The 15,444-nt window shown below is 43.6% G+C and carries 12 protein-coding genes and 2 pseudogenes; 7 read left to right on the forward strand and 7 right to left on the reverse strand.

Going from position 1 to position 15,444, the window contains the following annotated elements:
- Window positions 1-297: 297 nt before the first annotated feature.
- On the reverse strand, window positions 298-1,644 hold the full coding sequence (gene gdhA / locus ACHBIF_RS03840) for an NADP-specific glutamate dehydrogenase (RefSeq protein ID WP_394718769.1): 1,347 nt from the start codon (window positions 1,642-1,644) through the stop codon (window positions 298-300).
- 222 nt (window positions 1,645-1,866) lie between these two features.
- Between gdhA and ACHBIF_RS03845 the strand changes: the two genes are divergently transcribed.
- A complete protein-coding gene (locus ACHBIF_RS03845; protein WP_394718771.1) occupies window positions 1,867-2,811 on the forward strand; it encodes a dihydroorotate oxidase in 945 nt (314 codons plus the stop codon).
- Between the two features lie 39 nt (window positions 2,812-2,850).
- On the opposite strand, the gene ACHBIF_RS03850 is transcribed toward ACHBIF_RS03845, so the two are convergent.
- Both ACHBIF_RS03850 and ACHBIF_RS03855 read right to left on the reverse strand, forming a co-directional pair.
- Window positions 2,851-3,063: a hypothetical protein gene (locus tag ACHBIF_RS03850; RefSeq protein WP_172079308.1), complete on the reverse strand. Its 213-nt coding sequence runs from the start codon at window positions 3,061-3,063 to the stop codon at window positions 2,851-2,853.
- Between the two features lie 97 nt (window positions 3,064-3,160).
- Window positions 3,161-4,348, reverse strand: coding sequence for a chromate transporter (locus tag ACHBIF_RS03855; protein ID WP_394718773.1), 1,188 nt, complete (start codon window positions 4,346-4,348; stop codon window positions 3,161-3,163).
- A gap of 239 nt (window positions 4,349-4,587) precedes the next feature.
- Here ACHBIF_RS03855 and ACHBIF_RS03860 point away from each other — a divergent pair, with 239 nt between their 5' ends.
- Both ACHBIF_RS03860 and ACHBIF_RS03865 read left to right on the forward strand, forming a co-directional pair.
- A complete protein-coding gene (locus ACHBIF_RS03860) occupies window positions 4,588-5,814 on the forward strand; it encodes a CapA family protein (RefSeq protein WP_394718816.1) in 1,227 nt (408 codons plus the stop codon).
- A 129-nt stretch (window positions 5,815-5,943) separates the two neighbouring features.
- Window positions 5,944-6,318, forward strand: a complete 375-nt coding sequence (locus ACHBIF_RS03865; protein ID WP_394718775.1) for a hypothetical protein — start codon at window positions 5,944-5,946, stop codon at window positions 6,316-6,318.
- 51 nt (window positions 6,319-6,369) lie between these two features.
- Here ACHBIF_RS03865 and ACHBIF_RS03870 read toward each other — a convergent pair.
- A pseudogene (locus ACHBIF_RS03870) lies at window positions 6,370-6,640 on the reverse strand (type II toxin-antitoxin system YafQ family toxin).
- Window positions 6,640-6,915, reverse strand: a complete 276-nt coding sequence (locus ACHBIF_RS03875) for a type II toxin-antitoxin system RelB/DinJ family antitoxin (protein WP_394718777.1) — start codon at window positions 6,913-6,915, stop codon at window positions 6,640-6,642. Before ACHBIF_RS03875 ends, ACHBIF_RS03870 begins: the two are co-directional and overlap by 1 nt.
- A gap of 178 nt (window positions 6,916-7,093) precedes the next feature.
- Between ACHBIF_RS03875 and ACHBIF_RS03880 the strand changes: the two genes are divergently transcribed.
- Window positions 7,094-7,924 carry a Cof-type HAD-IIB family hydrolase gene (locus ACHBIF_RS03880; RefSeq protein WP_394718779.1) on the forward strand — a complete coding sequence of 277 codons (831 nt, stop codon included), beginning with the start codon at window positions 7,094-7,096 and terminating at the stop codon, window positions 7,922-7,924.
- A gap of 27 nt (window positions 7,925-7,951) precedes the next feature.
- Here the strand turns inward: ACHBIF_RS03880 and ACHBIF_RS03885 are convergent, their stop codons facing one another.
- Window positions 7,952-8,491 (reverse strand): TetR/AcrR family transcriptional regulator, encoded by a 540-nt coding sequence (locus ACHBIF_RS03885; protein WP_394718781.1) that lies wholly within the window; start codon window positions 8,489-8,491, stop codon window positions 7,952-7,954.
- 126 nt (window positions 8,492-8,617) lie between these two features.
- On the opposite strand from ACHBIF_RS03885, the gene ACHBIF_RS03890 reads away from it, so the two are divergent.
- The gene (locus tag ACHBIF_RS03890; protein WP_394718783.1) at window positions 8,618-11,077 is read left to right on the forward strand and encodes a YhgE/Pip family protein; all 2,460 of its coding nucleotides are present in this window, start codon (window positions 8,618-8,620) and stop codon (window positions 11,075-11,077) included.
- Between the two features lie 43 nt (window positions 11,078-11,120).
- Here the strand turns inward: ACHBIF_RS03890 and ACHBIF_RS03895 are convergent, their stop codons facing one another.
- On the reverse strand, window positions 11,121-11,612 hold the full coding sequence (locus ACHBIF_RS03895) for a phosphatidylglycerophosphatase A (RefSeq protein ID WP_394718785.1): 492 nt from the start codon (window positions 11,610-11,612) through the stop codon (window positions 11,121-11,123).
- A 286-nt stretch (window positions 11,613-11,898) separates the two neighbouring features.
- Here ACHBIF_RS03895 and ACHBIF_RS03900 point away from each other — a divergent pair.
- Window positions 11,899-12,324: pseudogene (locus ACHBIF_RS03900) on the forward strand (thiamine pyrophosphate-dependent enzyme); the annotation flags it as partial.
- Between the two features lie 284 nt (window positions 12,325-12,608).
- Window positions 12,609-15,260, forward strand: a complete 2,652-nt coding sequence (gene adhE / locus ACHBIF_RS03905) for a bifunctional acetaldehyde-CoA/alcohol dehydrogenase (protein ID WP_394718787.1) — start codon at window positions 12,609-12,611, stop codon at window positions 15,258-15,260.
- Window positions 15,261-15,444: the final 184 nt, after the last annotated feature.

Consider the following 15,444-nt stretch of genomic DNA (forward strand, 5'->3'; position numbering starts at 1 on the left):
TTGATAAGAGAAATGCGGCTCTTAATGGAAATTTATCACAGTCTGGGGACTGGGAGGTTGGAAGAAATATGGTAATCCTGTTGGCTACAACAAGTCGATAATTGAATTCAGTTATTGGCTTGTTTGCAAGTCAATAGGCAGATAATCTTCGCGGAAGCTTTTCACCCGTCAAGATAAGTTGATAATCTATAATATGATTTTTGGAGGTTTTCCATGTCTGGAAGTCTCTTAGAAGAAAAGAACACCACAATTGACACGTCAATTGTGGTGTGTTTTTATCATGAAATATGTGTGTGATTATACCAAACCTTGGGCAATCATCGTATCAGCGATTTGCTCAAAGGCTGCGATGTTAGCACCTGCAAGGTAGTCTGTACCAAGGTCGTATTTTTCAGCAGTTTCTTTGGCTGTGTTAAAGATGTTTGCCATGATGTCCTTGAGACGACCATCCACTTCCTCACGAGTCCATGAAAGACGAAGGCTGTTTTGGCTCATTTCAAGGGCAGATACGGCTACACCACCAGCATTGGCAGCTTTAGCAAGACCGTAGAGGACACCATTTTCCTTGTAAACTTTGATGGCATCAAGGTCAGATGGCATATTGGCACCTTCAGCTACACAGTAAACACCGTTTTTCACAAGGGCAGCAGCTTGCTCACCGTTGATTTCATTTTGAGTCGCACATGGAAGGGCAATGTCAGCCTTGCCATCGTAGTTCCATACAGAACCTTCGAAGTACTTGGCAGTTGCTTTTTCTGCAGCGTATTCTGTCAAACGAGCACGGCGTTTTTCTTTGATGTCCACCAAGAGGTCGAAGTCGATTCCTGTTTCGTCAATGATGTAACCATTTGAGTCTGAAACAGAGATAACTTTTGCACCGAGTTCAGTTGCTTTTTGAACAGCGAACTGTGCAACGTTACCAGAACCTGAGATAAGGACTGTTTGATCTTTGAAGGACTTGCCGTTGGCAGCCAACATGTTATCAGTGAAGTAAACCAAACCGTAACCTGTTGCTTCTGGGCGGATAAGAGAGCCACCGAAGCCGAGAGGTTTACCAGTCAAGACACCAGCGTCAAATTGGCGAAGGCGTTTGTACTGACCGTACATGTAGCCGATCTCACGGCCACCAACACCGATGTCGCCTGCAGGGACGTCAAGAGAAGGGCCGATGTGTTTTTGCAATTCAGTCATGAAGCTTTGGCAGAAACGCATGATTTCAGCGTCTGTTTTGCCTTTCGGATCGAAGTCAGATCCACCTTTACCACCGCCGATTGGAAGACCAGTCAAGACGTTTTTGAAGATTTGCTCAAATCCGAGGAACTTCAAGATGGATTGGTTTACAGTTGGGTGGAAGCGAAGTCCACCCTTGTAAGGACCTACAGCTGAGTTGAACTGAACACGGTAGCCACGGTTGACTTGAACATTTCCATCCTTGTCTGTCCATGGAACACGGAAGCTGATGATACGCTCAGGCTCAACGATACGAGCCAGGATATTTTCTTCGATGTATTCTGGATGTGCTTCAAAAACAGGCTCAAGTGTAGAGAAGAGCTCTTCTACAGCTTGGAGGAATTCTGTTTCGTGAGGGTTGCGGGCTTTGACTGCTTCAAAAGAAGCTTGAATATAAGCTTGTGCATTTGACATAGGGTCACCTGATTTCTTTATTTATTATTAAATTGTCTGACAATTTAATTTATCTGAAAATTATTATAGCACTATGATTTTTAAATGTAAAGAAGAAAATGCAAAATTTTTTAAAAATTTTCAAAATTCCCTGATAAAAGCCGAACAATGGCAGTAAATAGGGAAAATCCGTATGTTTTCTATGGTATAATCAAGCTAGAAAACGCAAAAAGGAGTTATAGAATGGTTTCAACAGCGACGACATTGGGTGGATTTTCTTTTGACAATTGTTTGATGAATGCGGCAGGTGTCTGGTGCATGACCAAGGAAGAGTTGGATGGTGTGAAAAACTCAGCAGCAGGAACCTTTGTCACCAAGACCGCTACACTGGAATACCGGGAGGGGAATCCAGAGCCGCGCTACAAAAATATACCGCTGGGGTCTATTAATTCCATGGGCTTGCCCAATCAAGGCCTAGATTATTATTTAGATTATCTTTTGGAGTTACAGGAAGAAGAACCAGAACGTACCTTTGTTCTTTCATTAGTAGGCATGTCGCCAGATGAGACCCACACCATCCTCAAAAAAGTACAGGATAGCGCCTTTAAAGGGTTAGTTGAACTCAATCTTTCTTGTCCGAATGTTCCGGGGAAACCGCAGATTGCCTATGATTTTGAAACGACTGAAACCATCTTGCGGGAAGTCTTTGCCTATTTCACCAAACCGCTGGGCATCAAGTTACCACCTTATTTTGATATTGTACATTTTGACCAGGCTGCTGCGATTTTCAATCAATTTCCACTCAAGTTTGTCAACTGTGTGAATTCGATTGGCAACGGTCTTTATATAGAAGATGAGAGCGTGATTATCAAGCCTAAAAATGGATTTGGTGGTATCGGTGGCGAATACATCAAGCCGACTGCTTTGGCAAACGTCCATGCCTTTTACCAACGCCTTAAGCCAGAAATTCAAATTGTGGGAACGGGTGGTGTCTTGACAGGACGCGATGCCTTTGAACACATTCTCTGCGGTGCCAGCATGGTTCAAATCGGGACAACTCTGCAAAAAGAAGGGCTAGCAGCCTTTGACCGCATTACCCAAGAACTCCGAGACATTATGGCTGAAAAAGGCTATGAAACCATTGAAGATTTCCGTGGGAAATTGCACCATTTGGATGACCTTACGTAAAAAAGAAACAGTAAAAGAGTTTGGGGCTTCCAAACTCTTTTACTTACGGTTAAAATAATTAAACAAATCACCGATGGTTTTTTGGTGCATATTCACTAGCTCCTGGCCATCAAGGGTGACACTTTCAATCACGAAGAAATCCTGTAGTTGCGGAACTTCCCGAGATTGGAGCATCAGAAATTCTTCTGGACTTTCATACTGCTTCTCTGATGGATGGGCAATTTGTGATTGATAATACCGAATGTGTAACATAATAGACCTCCGTTCGTGACTGCTTGGGACTCATGCACCTCCAGTCGAGTTTTATCTATCTCTTATCATATCACTAATTAGTTGTTGTTCAACACTTTTAACCGATGAAAAATCCTAATAGCATAACGGCGATAACTAGTAGTGGAGACGGGATGCGTTTGGATAGGAGGAGTAGGGTTGCCAGAATACAGATGAAGCACTCCCCTCCTGATGATAGGCCCTGCAACTGATTCAAAGCTGTCCAGCTGATGATGGCAGCGACCGCCCAGGAGATGCCCTTTAAGAATGAGGAAACATAATGTAACTGACGATAGACCTGCCAAAGGGGGGGTGCGAAATAGACAAGCAGGATTCCAGGAAGGAAAATGAGTCCTCCACCCAATAGGCCAGCTAGGAATTTTACCACTATTCCTCCTGTCATAGAGCGGGCAGCGACAAAGGAAGCAAAGCTGAAGAGTGGCCCAGGAACTGCCTGATCCAAGCTATAGCCCGCTAGAAAATCAGCCTGGCTGAGAAAGCCTTCTTGTTTGACCAGGTCTTGAATCATTAGCGGAATCATGATTTGTCCACCGCCAATGATGGAATAGCCATAGCGATAAATAGATGCGAACAAGCGACTATCGCCACCAAAATAGTTTGCCATTGCAGAAAATAGAATAGCTAGGATGATAATGGTGGCTGGCAATTGCCATCTGACCTTGCTGGTTTTGGGGATATTTTGCAATTCTTGTCCGGCTTGCCCCCAGACGGGCACCAAGCCTACTAGACCTCCTGCAAGTAGAAGCAAGAGAATAGACCAGCTAGAAAGTGGAATAAGAACAAAACTCAGAAGACAGAAAGAGATGTATAGGATGAGGTCTTTTTTGGACCTGACGATCTTCCTGGTCAGTTGAATGGCTGCGTAGAGAATGAAGGAGACCGCTACGGCAGGTAAGAAAATCAGTAGCTTGTTCCAAGCCTGGTTTTGAGCTACCCATTCCAGACCGATTCCTAAGCTGGTCATGATGATTAAGGCAGGAAGAATCCAGATGAGAAAGCTAGCCAAGGCAATCCATGGCCCGCCTAGACGATAGCCGATAGCAGTAATTGTTTGTGTGCTGGAAGGTCCAGGCAAGAGCGAAAAAATTCCGATGAGTTCCGTCATCTCCTCCTGGCTGATATACTTCTTTTTGTCAATCAATTCCCTGCTAAAGACACCGTAGTGAGCTTCGGGTCCGCCGTAGGAGGCTAGTGAACAGAGAAAGATATCTTTTAAAAATTGTTTGTTTTGTATGTGTTGTGGCATAGTGTTCTCCAAATCTATTCTTATTTCAGTCTATCATAAATTGACAGATTAGCCAGGGAATCTAGGAGAAATATGTGTAAAATTCTTGTAAAAGTCTACAGGTATTGTCTGGATTTTTGAGGTAAAAAGGCGTATAATGAAAGGGATTATAGGAAAGAGAGAGGTCGACTTCTATGTCTAGAACATCATTACAGGAACGTCGGAAACTTGCTAGAAAAGCACGAAACAAGCGCCAATTTATGTTTATCTGCCTTTTGGCTGCGGTCATCCTGTCCATTATTCTCGTGCATGACCATGTTTTGCCCTTGTTTGGTAAGGCGGATAGGACCAGCCAGCAATCATCTGGGATAGGTTCTTGGTTTTCAGGCAAGCAGGATGAGGTGCAGACCGCCCGTATCATGGCTCATGGGGACTTGCTTTACCATGATCTCCTCTATTGGAGTGCTCTCCAGGCGGATGGGACCTATGATTTTTCTGAGAATTTTACCTATGTGAAACCCTGGATTGAGCAGGCTGATTTGGCTATTGCGGACTTTGAGGGGACTATTTCTCCTGATTTTCCTTTGGCTGGCTATCCTTTGTTTAATGCGCCGGCCCAGGTGGCAAAGGATATTCGTGATGCAGGCTATGATGTGGTGGATTTGGCCCATAATCATATTCTGGATTCGCAGTTGTCGGGCCTCATTTCCACAGTGGAGACCTTTGAGGATGTCAATGTAGATGCAGTTGGTGTCTATGCGGAGGGCAATCGAGCGACAGCTCCCATTTATATTCGTGATGTCAATGGTATCAAGGTAGCAATTCTTGCCTATGCATATGGATTCAATGGGATGGAGGCATCATTGACCCAGGAAGAATACAATGCCTATCTGTCGGATTTTGACCGCAAGAAGATGAAGGCTGAGATTGAACTGGCTGAGAAAGAGGCGGACATTACTATCGTCATGCCTCAGACGGGTGTCGAATACCAGCTGGAGCCGACGGAGGAGCAGGTTAGTCTCTATCATGACATGATTAACTGGGGAGCAGACCTGGTGTTTGGCGGGCATCCCCATGTAGCGGAGCCTTCTGAGACGGTTGAAAAAGACGGTGAGAAGAAGTTAATCATCTACTCTATGGGGAATTTTATTTCTAACCAGCGGATTGAGACCATGGCGGGTGTTGCCAATGCCCAGTGGACCGAGCGTGGGGTGCTGATGGACGTGACGATAGAGAAGAAGGATGGCGTGACCCGCATCAAAACAGCCCAGGCCCATCCGACCTGGGTCAGCAAGGAACCTAAGGGACGTTTTTCACCGGAAGGCTACGAGCTCTATACCTATCAAACCCTGATTTTGGAAGATTTTGTCCAAGGTGGCAAGCATTATGGTCAATTGGATGCAGTAACCCAGGAGCGGGTAGATACAGCCTATGCTGAGATGAATGAATTTATGGCTTTGGATTGGATAACTGAGGAGAAGGAATAGTAGAGTCTATCTAAATTCTGAATGAAGAACATCTGCAGTTGACCAAGTAAGGTTCAGCAAAACGATGCCAGACAGTTATAAGATAAATAGGTATAGTCTGAAATCCCTGTAGATAAGAAGGAGTTAAACATGAGTAGGGGCTATCAAGATATACAATGTATGAGGGTTTGGATTGGAGGATATTTCGGTCCGATTAATTCTGTTGAAATGGATTTTGAAGATGAAGAAGTTATTTATACTTATATAGATGACCATGATTCAAGGAGTGAGCTAGAATTAAGTTTTTCAGCTTCTCAATTTAAACACGATTTAGAAAATTGTAGACTGCTTGAGTGGGACGAAGAATACGTAAATCCATACGTTCTAGATGGCACTCAATGGTATGTAGACATTCTATTTAAAAGAAATGCGCCGTTGAGAATTGAAGGTTCGAATGCTTATCCAAAAACATTTGACCAGCTTTGCAGTGCTATTTCAGAAATTATACAGGCTGATTTTATCTAGTCGACTAGTTGGAATGAGTTATAAAATAAAAACAGCCACTCTAGTGAGTGACTAAAATAAATCTGAGTGCGTGCCAGTATTAATCAAGGTCAAGCTTAGAATATCATTCTCTATTAAATAGATTAGGAGCCAATCTGGTTTAATATGGCACTCATAATATCCGGAAAAATTTCCTGTCAGCATATGATTTTTATGTTTGTCTTCAAGTGGATACCTTGGCTTAGTTTCGTAATAATTTCTTCCAACAAACCCAGATCGTATCCACGTTTCTTCATTAACTTGTAGCTTTTTTGAATTTGTTCGTGAACTTTATTTGATATATTATTCTTCATCCAATGCCTTAAATAAATCTTGGACAGTTGCATAACTTGGTACAGTTGGATCACGTGAAATCTTTCGTGCTTCTTCCATTGCCTCCCAGGTTTCTTGATTGTATTTTGGTAGCTCTACGGAAAATGGTAAACCGCCACGCAATACACATTGGCGTAAGAAGATATTCACTGCACTGGACATATCTAAGCCCAGTCTTGCAAACAAGGCATTAGCGTCTTCTTTAACGGTTGTTTCAATTCTGATTTGAGTTGGACTTGTGGCCATTTGATACACCTCTTTCTTATCATGTCTTACTACAAATGCATTACTTTGTAAACTTATTAAGCAACCCAAGAGAGTTTTCTGTATTATAATTGTATAGCGCAGATTAAGAACTGATATAATGAGGTAAGAATTGTGGGCCTTTGATTTGAAATTCCATTGAAAGTGAAAGGATTGATGTATGATAAAACTAATAGCAACAGATATGGATGGAACCCTCTTAGATGGGAATGGTCAGATTGACCGAGCGCGCTTTTCAGCAATCTTGGACCAGCTAGATGCGCGTGACATCCCCTTTGTCATCGCTAGCGGCAATGGTATGGACCGGCTCTTGAAATTGTGTCAGGGCTTTGAGGACCGCTTGATTTTTGTATCGGACAACGGGGCCCGTGTGGTTGAAAAAGGGGAAACCAGGGTGCGGCATATGTTGGACCGGGACCTGGTGGCAGCTATTCTGGACTACTTTAGAGGTAGTTGGGGAGAGGTGTGCTTGATGCTGACCAATGATCAGACCATTTTTATGCAGGAGGGGGCCAATCAGCCCTTCGCAGGTTCTGATTTGCCGATTGCTCCAGAGCAAATGCAGGCTTTCTTGGATAAGGTGACCTTCCTAGCGGATTTGAGTCAGTTGCCAGCTGAACAGCCTATCTACAAGGCTGGCATTTGGGTGGAGGAAGGTAAGGTCGAGGTTCTGACCTCAGCCTTTAATCGGGCATTTGAGGGTAGGTTGACGGCTGTGACCAGCGGTTATGGCTCTATTGACATCCTGCCAGTTGGTATTCACAAGGCTTGGGGCATCGAGCAGGTCATCCAACCGTTGGGCATTACAATGGCTCAGGTTATGGCTTTCGGCGATTCTGACAATGACCTTGAAATGCTGGCGCAGGCAGGTTATTCCTACGCTATGGAAAATGCGACGAATAGGGTCAAGGCCGTTGCCAAATACCGCGCTCCCAGCCATTTGGACAGTGGCGTCTTGCAGGTTATCGAAGAATTTTTACAAACACACTAAAAAGCCAGTCAAATGAGTGGCTTTTCTTCATTCTCGCGGTAGCATTTTCAAGAAAAAATCGGTCATATATTGCGGAGATTCTTGCTTCCCATTTTTTATCCATGCTTGTGTAATTCCGAAGAAGGCATGCGAAAAGTAAATACTACGGTACTCGTTTTCAAGTGGTGATAAATCTTCTTTCCCCATACGCTCGGACAAATCATTTGCGATAAGTAATCGGACTTTATTTATTAGAAAACTCTGTATTTCTTGAGTACCATTATGGGTCAATAAGGATGACAGTAATTCTTCACGGTAGAGTAGTTCAAAAATTTCTAAGCAAGAGGACTGTCGATTTCCATCATAGTGATCAAATATGGTCCCTAACTTGAGAAATAAGCCTTGTTGGTAGGAGTCAATCAATTCATATTTATCCTTATAATGGGTATAAAAACTAGAGCGACTAATTCCTGCTGTCTGAGCGAGATGGGTGGTTGTAATCTCATTAAATCCTTGAGTTTCTAGGCAAGTCACCATTGCTTCTAAAATGGCTTGACGAGTTCGTTCTTTCCGATTATCTGTTCCCATTTTGCTCCTTTTATACATTTTTAGACACATTGTCCAAAAAAACGATTCATATTACTTGATTTTGAAAATGATACTTGTATAATATATTTTATCAGTTTTTGGACAGGATGTCTAAAGGAGGTTCTTATGTCGGAAAAAGTAAAGAATTTTTTCAAAAAACCAATGACCTTGATCACCATTCTCGGTGTTTCCTGTGTCCCAGCCTTATATAACATTAGTTTCCTAACCTCTATGTGGGACCCTTACGGCCGACTAGACCAGTTGCCTGTGGCAGTTGTCAATCAAGACCAGTCGGCGAGCTTTCAAGATAAAACCCTCACCATTGGTGATGATATGGTGGATAATATGAAAGAGAGCAAGAGCCTGGATTTCCACTTTGTATCAGAAAAAGATGCGGAAAAAGGTTTGGAAGAAGGGGACTATTACATGGTCATTACCCTACCAGAAGATTTATCGGAAAAAGCATCCAGTCTCTTGACGGATCAGCCTGAACCACTAACCATTTCTTACCAAACCTCTAAAGGTCACAGCTTTGTCGCTTCTAAGATGGGCGAATCAGCCATGGAAAAATTGAAAGCGTCTGTTTCAGAGACGATTACTGAAACATACACCTCGGCTGTTTTTGACAGCATGGGAGAGATTCAAAACGGCATGGTTGAGGCAGCAGATGGAAGTCAACAATTAACAGATGGTGCTAGTCAATTAGAAACCGGAAGTCAGACTCTATCATCAGGCTTATCTACCTTATCGTCATCAGGCCAATCACTGGTGACAGGAGCAAACCAATTGGCTACTGGAGTTGTGTCTTATACAGATGGAGTCAATCAGGCTGCTTCAGGAAGTCAAACACTTTCCAGTGGCTTAACAACCTACACAAATGGGGTAGCGAGTCTTGCTTCAGGTGCAGAGCAATTAAATGCCAATTCCTCTCAGCTCATCGCTGGGGTGGGACAATTGCAATCAGGAGCAAGTCAGGTTGAACAACTGGTAACGGGTGCCAATCAATTGCAGGCAGGCTTGGAACAACTCGCTAGTTCAACTAGTTTGTCTGCGGAACAGTCTAGTCAGATACAGGCCTTATTGACAGGGCTTCCTCAGTTGCAAGCGGCCATCAACCAATTAAATGATAGCCTATCAAGTATGGGAGGAGTTGCAGTAGATACCACTACTCTATCTAGCCTCTTGACGGAGATGGGTGCTCAAGCCCAAGGATTGTTAACTGCAGCACAAGCCGATAAAACAGCCAGCATTGCAGCCTTACAAGCAACGGCTACCTATCAAAACTTGACAGCTGATCAGCAAGCTGAATTGGTTGGAGCCCTCCAAAACTCGCCTTCTACAACAGTGGCAGCAGCCCAAACGATTTTGGGGCAATTATCTCAACTGAGTCAAGCCTTATCTAGTCTACAAAGTCTTTCTGGTCTTGGAACGCAATTAGGTCAATTGCAATCAGCTGTCGGTCAGATCAACACAGCTGCCAATCAAGCATTGCCAGGTGCTACAACAGCCATTGAAAACCTATCAAGTGGCTTGAGTCAGGTCAACACCGCCTTGAACCAGCAAGTTCTACCAGGAACTCAAGCCTTGACGAGTGGTGTGAGTCAACTTCAAACGCAACTGTCAAGTGGAGCTAGTCAACTCATGTCAGGGGTGACAGCCTATACCGCAGGTGTTGCCCAACTAGCAGAGGGTGGAGCTCAGTTGGTTGCTAACAACAGTAGTATCCAATCTGGAGGTAGCCAGTTAACATCAGGATTGGCAACCTTAGCTGCTAACTCTAGTCAACTTGTCAGCGGTTCAGGACAACTGGCTTCTGGTAGTCAGCAATTGATTGCTGGTGCAGATCAATTAGCTAGTGGCGGTCAAACCTTGACAAGCGGTATTTCCAGTCTTCGTACAGGTAGTGAAACCCTAACAAATTCACTCAGCTCAGCCAGTCAACAACTATCAGTCATCTCTGTAGAAGACAAAAATGCACAAGCAGTTTCTCAACCAGTCACCTTGGAACACAGCGACCAAGATGATGTGAAGACCAACGGTGTCGGAATGGCTCCTTATATGGTATCAGTCGCACTGATGGTTGTAGCCTTATCAGCGAATGTTATTTTCGTTAAACATCTTGATAATCGTTCCTACAAGAATCGTTGGGATTGGGCTAAAGGGAAATTGTTACTGAATGGTACGATAGCCAGCCTAGCAGCAGTGATTCTGTACGGTGTTCTTCGCTTGATTGGAATCGATCCAGCTCATCCGATGGCAACCTTGGGATTAATCCTCTTAGCCTCTTGGACCTTCATGGCCCTCGTTACAGCCCTGGTGGGGTGGAACGATCGTTTCGGATCCTTTGCCAGCTTAATTCTCTTGTTACTAGAGCTTGGATCAAGCGCAGGTACCTACCCAATCGAACTTAGCCCACGATTCTTCCAAGTCATTCAGCCTTATCTTCCAATGACCTATTCTGTTTCAGGTCTTCGTCAAACCATTTCAATGGTTGGAAATAGCAGTCATCAAGTTTGGATGCTGAGCCTCTTCTTAGTAGGCTTCATGGGATTAGGTCTCTTGATTTATAATCAAAAAGATGAATAATGAGAAAACCAACTGCTCTATGTGTGGACAGTTGGTTTTTCAGTTAATTTTGATTGGTAATAGCACTTTTATCGGGGTCGTTGTGTGCGATTCGACTAGCAGCAGCGGCTGCAATTGCGCAAACGATATCGTCTAGAAAAGTATGGCAATGCTGGCCGTCTTTGCTATTGAGCTCAGAGATGATGCCGGGCTTGGACTTGTCCAGAAAGCCATAGTTGGTAAAACCGATAGTCCCGTAGAGATTGACGATGGAGAGACCGAGGATTTCATCAATTCCGTAGAGTCCTTCGTCATTCATGAGGATGGATTGAAGGGGTTGGGATACCAAGCCCTGTTCAGCCAATTTGTCTATTTCAATCCCCGTCACGATAGCATTTTGTACCTCGCGTTTTTCTAGGACGGCCTGAACATTTTCCAAACACTCCACAAATTCCAAGTCAGGAATGTATTTGTTTTGCAGGTGCATGACCAATTCTGCAATGCGCTCGAGTGGTACGCCACGTTCGTCTAGTAGGGTTAGTGCTTGTGTTTTCATCTTATTAACGTCATTTAGTTTTTCTTTTATTCCTTCGTTAGCTCGGTTTGCCTAACCCCAGTTATGCCTACACCTCGCTGCCTAGTACTAAAAGTAAACTAAAAGACTTTACCTCCTTTATTCATTAGGAAATTATTTTCTTTCCAAGATTGATTGTACCGTTTGTGGCGGTGATGGTCAATTTATTTTTGCTGTCTTTATTGCCAACGGTAAGGCTCTGCTTGTCATCAGTCACAGTCACCTTTTGGTCTTTGTAAACGTCCTCTGGGGAAATGCCGAATTCTTTGACGGAGCCTTCAACATGTCCTATCCAGATGTTGTGACCAATGTTCAGTACGACCTTCCGGTCATCAATATTGTCTTTGCTAATACAGAGTACGGATATATTAAGAATAAATACGAGGACACCAACAAACACCTCTTCGGTACAGACTTTATTGATGTTGATTATGCCAAAATTGGTGAGGCTCAAGGTGCCGTTGGTTACACTGTTCATCGCATTGAGGGGGTGGACGAAGTCATGCGCAAGGCGGTTGAGGACAATAAAAACGGTAAAACGGTCGTCATTGATGCCAAAATTACCAAAGAACGTCCAATACCTGTAGAGTCCATGAAGTTGGACCCAGCTCTCGCTTCTGAAGAAGAAATCGCAGCCTTCAAAGAACGCTACGAAGCAGAAGAATTGGTGCCATTCCGCATCTTCTTGGAATAAGAAGGCTTGGAAAGTCACACTGTTAAAAAATAAGAAGAACAAGACGGCTTTTAGCACGATTAAGAAAGATTTTAGATGAAGAGCTTGGCTTAGTTGCCTGGCTCTTTTTGTTGCTCAATTAAATGTCCAGCCAGAAATAATTTGTCCTTCTTTACTATTTCAAAAATTTTTTAAAAAACTTGTGAAAAATTTAACAAAAAGACTTTACAAAACAAAAAACTTAGTGTACAATAACATTGTGAAAAAGTTAACAAAATGATTAACGGAATTTTTGGAGGAATATCATGGCTGATAAAAAAGTAGTATCACCAGAAGAAAAATTGGCAGAAGCTCGTGCACACGTTGATGAGCTTGTACAAAAAGGGCTTGTGGCTCTGGAAGAATTTCGTCTTCTCAATCAAGAGCAGGTTGACTACATCGTTGCGAAAGCGTCAGTAGCTGCCTTGGATCAACACGGCGTCTTGGCTATGCATGCCCATGAAGAAACTGGTCGCGGTGTCTTTGAAGACAAGGCTACTAAAAACCTCTTCGCCTGCGAACACGTTGTGAACAACATGCGTGGTGTCAAAACTGTTGGCGTGATTGAAGACGACGAAGTAACTGGTTTGACCTTAATTGCAGAGCCAGTCGGTGTTATCTGTGGGGTTACTCCAACAACCAACCCAACTTCAACAGCCATCTTCAAATCATTGATTGCTCTTAAAACACGTAACCCAATCGTCTTTGCCTTCCACCCATCTGCACAAGAATCATCAGCACACGCAGCCCGCGTTGTCTATGAAGCAGCTGTAGCAGCAGGTGCACCTGAAAACTGTATCCAATGGATTACAAAACCATCTATGGAAGCAACTTCAGAGTTGATGAAGCACGATGGTATCGCAACAATTCTTGCGACAGGTGGTAACGCAATGGTGCGTGCAGCTTACTCTTGCGGTAAACCAGCTCTTGGGGTAGGTGCAGGTAACGTACCAGCTTATGTTGAGAAATCAGCAAACATTCGTCAAGCAGCTCATGATATCGTTATGTCTAAGTCATTTGACAATGGTATGGTCTGTGCCTCTGAGCAAGCGGTTATCGTAGACAAGGACATCTATGACGAATTTGTAGAAGAATTCAAGTCTTACCACACTTATTTTGTGAATAAGAAAGAAAAAGCTCTTCTTGAAGAATTCTGCTTCGGCGTGAAAGCCAACAGCAAAAACTGTGCAGAAGGTAAATTGAATGCTGATATCGTTGGTAAACCAGCAGCATGGATTGCGGAACAAGCTGGCTTCAAAGTACCAGAAGGCACCAACATCTTGGCAGCAGAAGTAGCTGAAATCGGTGAAAAAGAGCCTCTGACACGTGAAAAATTGTCACCAGTTATCGCTGTCTTGAAAGTAGAAGGCCGTGAAGAAGGTCTGGAAGCAGCACGTCAAATGGTTGAATTCCATGGTCTTGGACACTCAGCTGCTATCCACACAGCTGACGAAGATTTGGCTAAAGAATTCGGTACACGCGTAAAAGCTATCCGTGTTATCTGGAACTCACCATCAACCTTCGGTGGTATCGGTGACGTTTACAACGCCTTCCTTCCATCTCTTACTTTGGGATGTGGTTCTTACGGACGCAACTCAGTGAGTGACAACGTAAGTGCCCTTAACTTGCTCAACATCAAGAAAGTAGGAAGACGGAGAAATAATATGCAATGGTTTAAAGTTCCATCAAAAATTTACTTTGAACGTGACTCCATTCAATACTTGCAAGTAATGGCAAATGTTGAGAAAGTCATGATCGTAGCCGATGAAGTCGTTGTGAAACTTGGATTTGTTCAACGTGTAATTGAACAATTGCAACTTCGCTCAAACAAAGTGATGTACACCGTCTTCTCAGATATTGAACCAGATCCAGACATCACAACAGTTGAACGCGGTGCAGAAGCAATGAAAGCCTTCAAACCAGACACAATCATCGCAATCGGTGGTGGTTCTGTAATGGATGCTGCGAAAATCATGTGGCTCTTCTACGAGCAACCACAAGTTGACTTCCGTGACCTTGTTCAAAAATTCATGGACATCCGCAAACGTGCCTTCAAATTCCCAGAATTGGGTGAAAAAGCAAAATATGTTGGCATCCCAACTACATCTGGTACTGGTTCAGAAGTTACGCCATTTGCCGTTATTTCTGATAAGAAAAACAACCGTAAATACCCACTTGCTGACTACTCATTGACACCAACCATTGCCATCGTTGACCCAGCATTTGTTATGAGTGTGCCAGACTTTGTAGCAGCAGATACAGGTATGGACGTCTTGACCCACGCGACAGAAGCTTACGTTTCTACTGTTGCCAACGACTACACAGACGGTTTGGCGCTTCAAGCTATCAAGTTAGTCTTTGAAAACCTTGAAAAATCTGTAAAAGAAGCAGATTGGGAATCTCGTGAGAAAATGCATAACGCATCTACAATGGCAGGTATGGCCTTTGCCAATGCCTTCCTGGGTATTTCTCACTCAATGGCCCACAAACTTGGTGGACGTTTCCACACTGTTCACGGCCGTACCAACGCTATATTGCTTCCATACGTCATCCGTTACAATGGTACTCGTCCAGCTAAGACCGCTACATGGCCTAAGTACAACTACTACCGTGCAGATGAGAAGTATCAAGATATCGCGAAAATGCTTGGACTTCCAGCTTCAACACCAGAAGAAGGTGTAGCATCTTACGCGAAAGCAGTTTATGAACTCGGCGAACGCTTGGGTATCAAGATGAACTTGAAAGACCAAGGTGTTGATGAGAAAGAACTCAAAGCACACTCTCGTGAATTGGCACTTCTTGCTTATGAAGACCAATGTACACCTGCTAACCCTCGCCTCGCAATGGTTGACCATATGCAAGAAATCATCGAAGATGCTTACTATGGTTACAAAGAGCGTCCAGGTCGTATCAAATAATGTTTTTCGTCACGATTCGTCGTTAAAGCTCCTTGCTTAACTTCAGTTATGCCTGTGTCGCTTTGCCTAGACTCGTTTAGAAAATCATGACTTGCTAGCAACAGCTCAGAACGATGTTTCTTGGCAACAAGGTGCTCCCTTAGTTAGGGCTGGTTAGAAAAAATTGATGTCAAAACTGTTCAGT

Source organism: Streptococcus sp. A11 (genome assembly GCF_043674225.1).
In the GTDB taxonomy this organism is placed as follows: Bacteria; Bacillota; Bacilli; order Lactobacillales; family Streptococcaceae; genus Streptococcus; species Streptococcus suis_V.

Bases quoted from the DNA above. Each gene is read 5' to 3' on its own strand.
- gdhA (WP_394718769.1), bottom strand. From the start codon at position 1,644: ATGTCAAATGCACAAGCTTATATTCAAGCTTCTTTTGAAGCAGTCAAA.
- ACHBIF_RS03845 (WP_394718771.1), top strand. From the start codon at position 1,867: ATGGTTTCAACAGCGACGACATTGGGTGGATTTTCTTTTGACAATTGT.
- ACHBIF_RS03850 (WP_172079308.1), bottom strand. From the start codon at position 3,063: ATGTTACACATTCGGTATTATCAATCACAAATTGCCCATCCATCAGAG.
- ACHBIF_RS03855 (WP_394718773.1), bottom strand. From the start codon at position 4,348: ATGCCACAACACATACAAAACAAACAATTTTTAAAAGATATCTTTCTC.
- ACHBIF_RS03860 (WP_394718816.1), top strand. From the start codon at position 4,588: ATGTTTATCTGCCTTTTGGCTGCGGTCATCCTGTCCATTATTCTCGTG.
- ACHBIF_RS03865 (WP_394718775.1), top strand. From the start codon at position 5,944: ATGAGTAGGGGCTATCAAGATATACAATGTATGAGGGTTTGGATTGGA.
- ACHBIF_RS03875 (WP_394718777.1), bottom strand. From the start codon at position 6,915: ATGGCCACAAGTCCAACTCAAATCAGAATTGAAACAACCGTTAAAGAA.
- ACHBIF_RS03880 (WP_394718779.1), top strand. From the start codon at position 7,094: ATGATAAAACTAATAGCAACAGATATGGATGGAACCCTCTTAGATGGG.
- ACHBIF_RS03885 (WP_394718781.1), bottom strand. From the start codon at position 8,491: ATGGGAACAGATAATCGGAAAGAACGAACTCGTCAAGCCATTTTAGAA.
- ACHBIF_RS03890 (WP_394718783.1), top strand. From the start codon at position 8,618: ATGTCGGAAAAAGTAAAGAATTTTTTCAAAAAACCAATGACCTTGATC.
- ACHBIF_RS03895 (WP_394718785.1), bottom strand. From the start codon at position 11,612: ATGAAAACACAAGCACTAACCCTACTAGACGAACGTGGCGTACCACTC.
- adhE (WP_394718787.1), top strand. From the start codon at position 12,609: ATGGCTGATAAAAAAGTAGTATCACCAGAAGAAAAATTGGCAGAAGCT.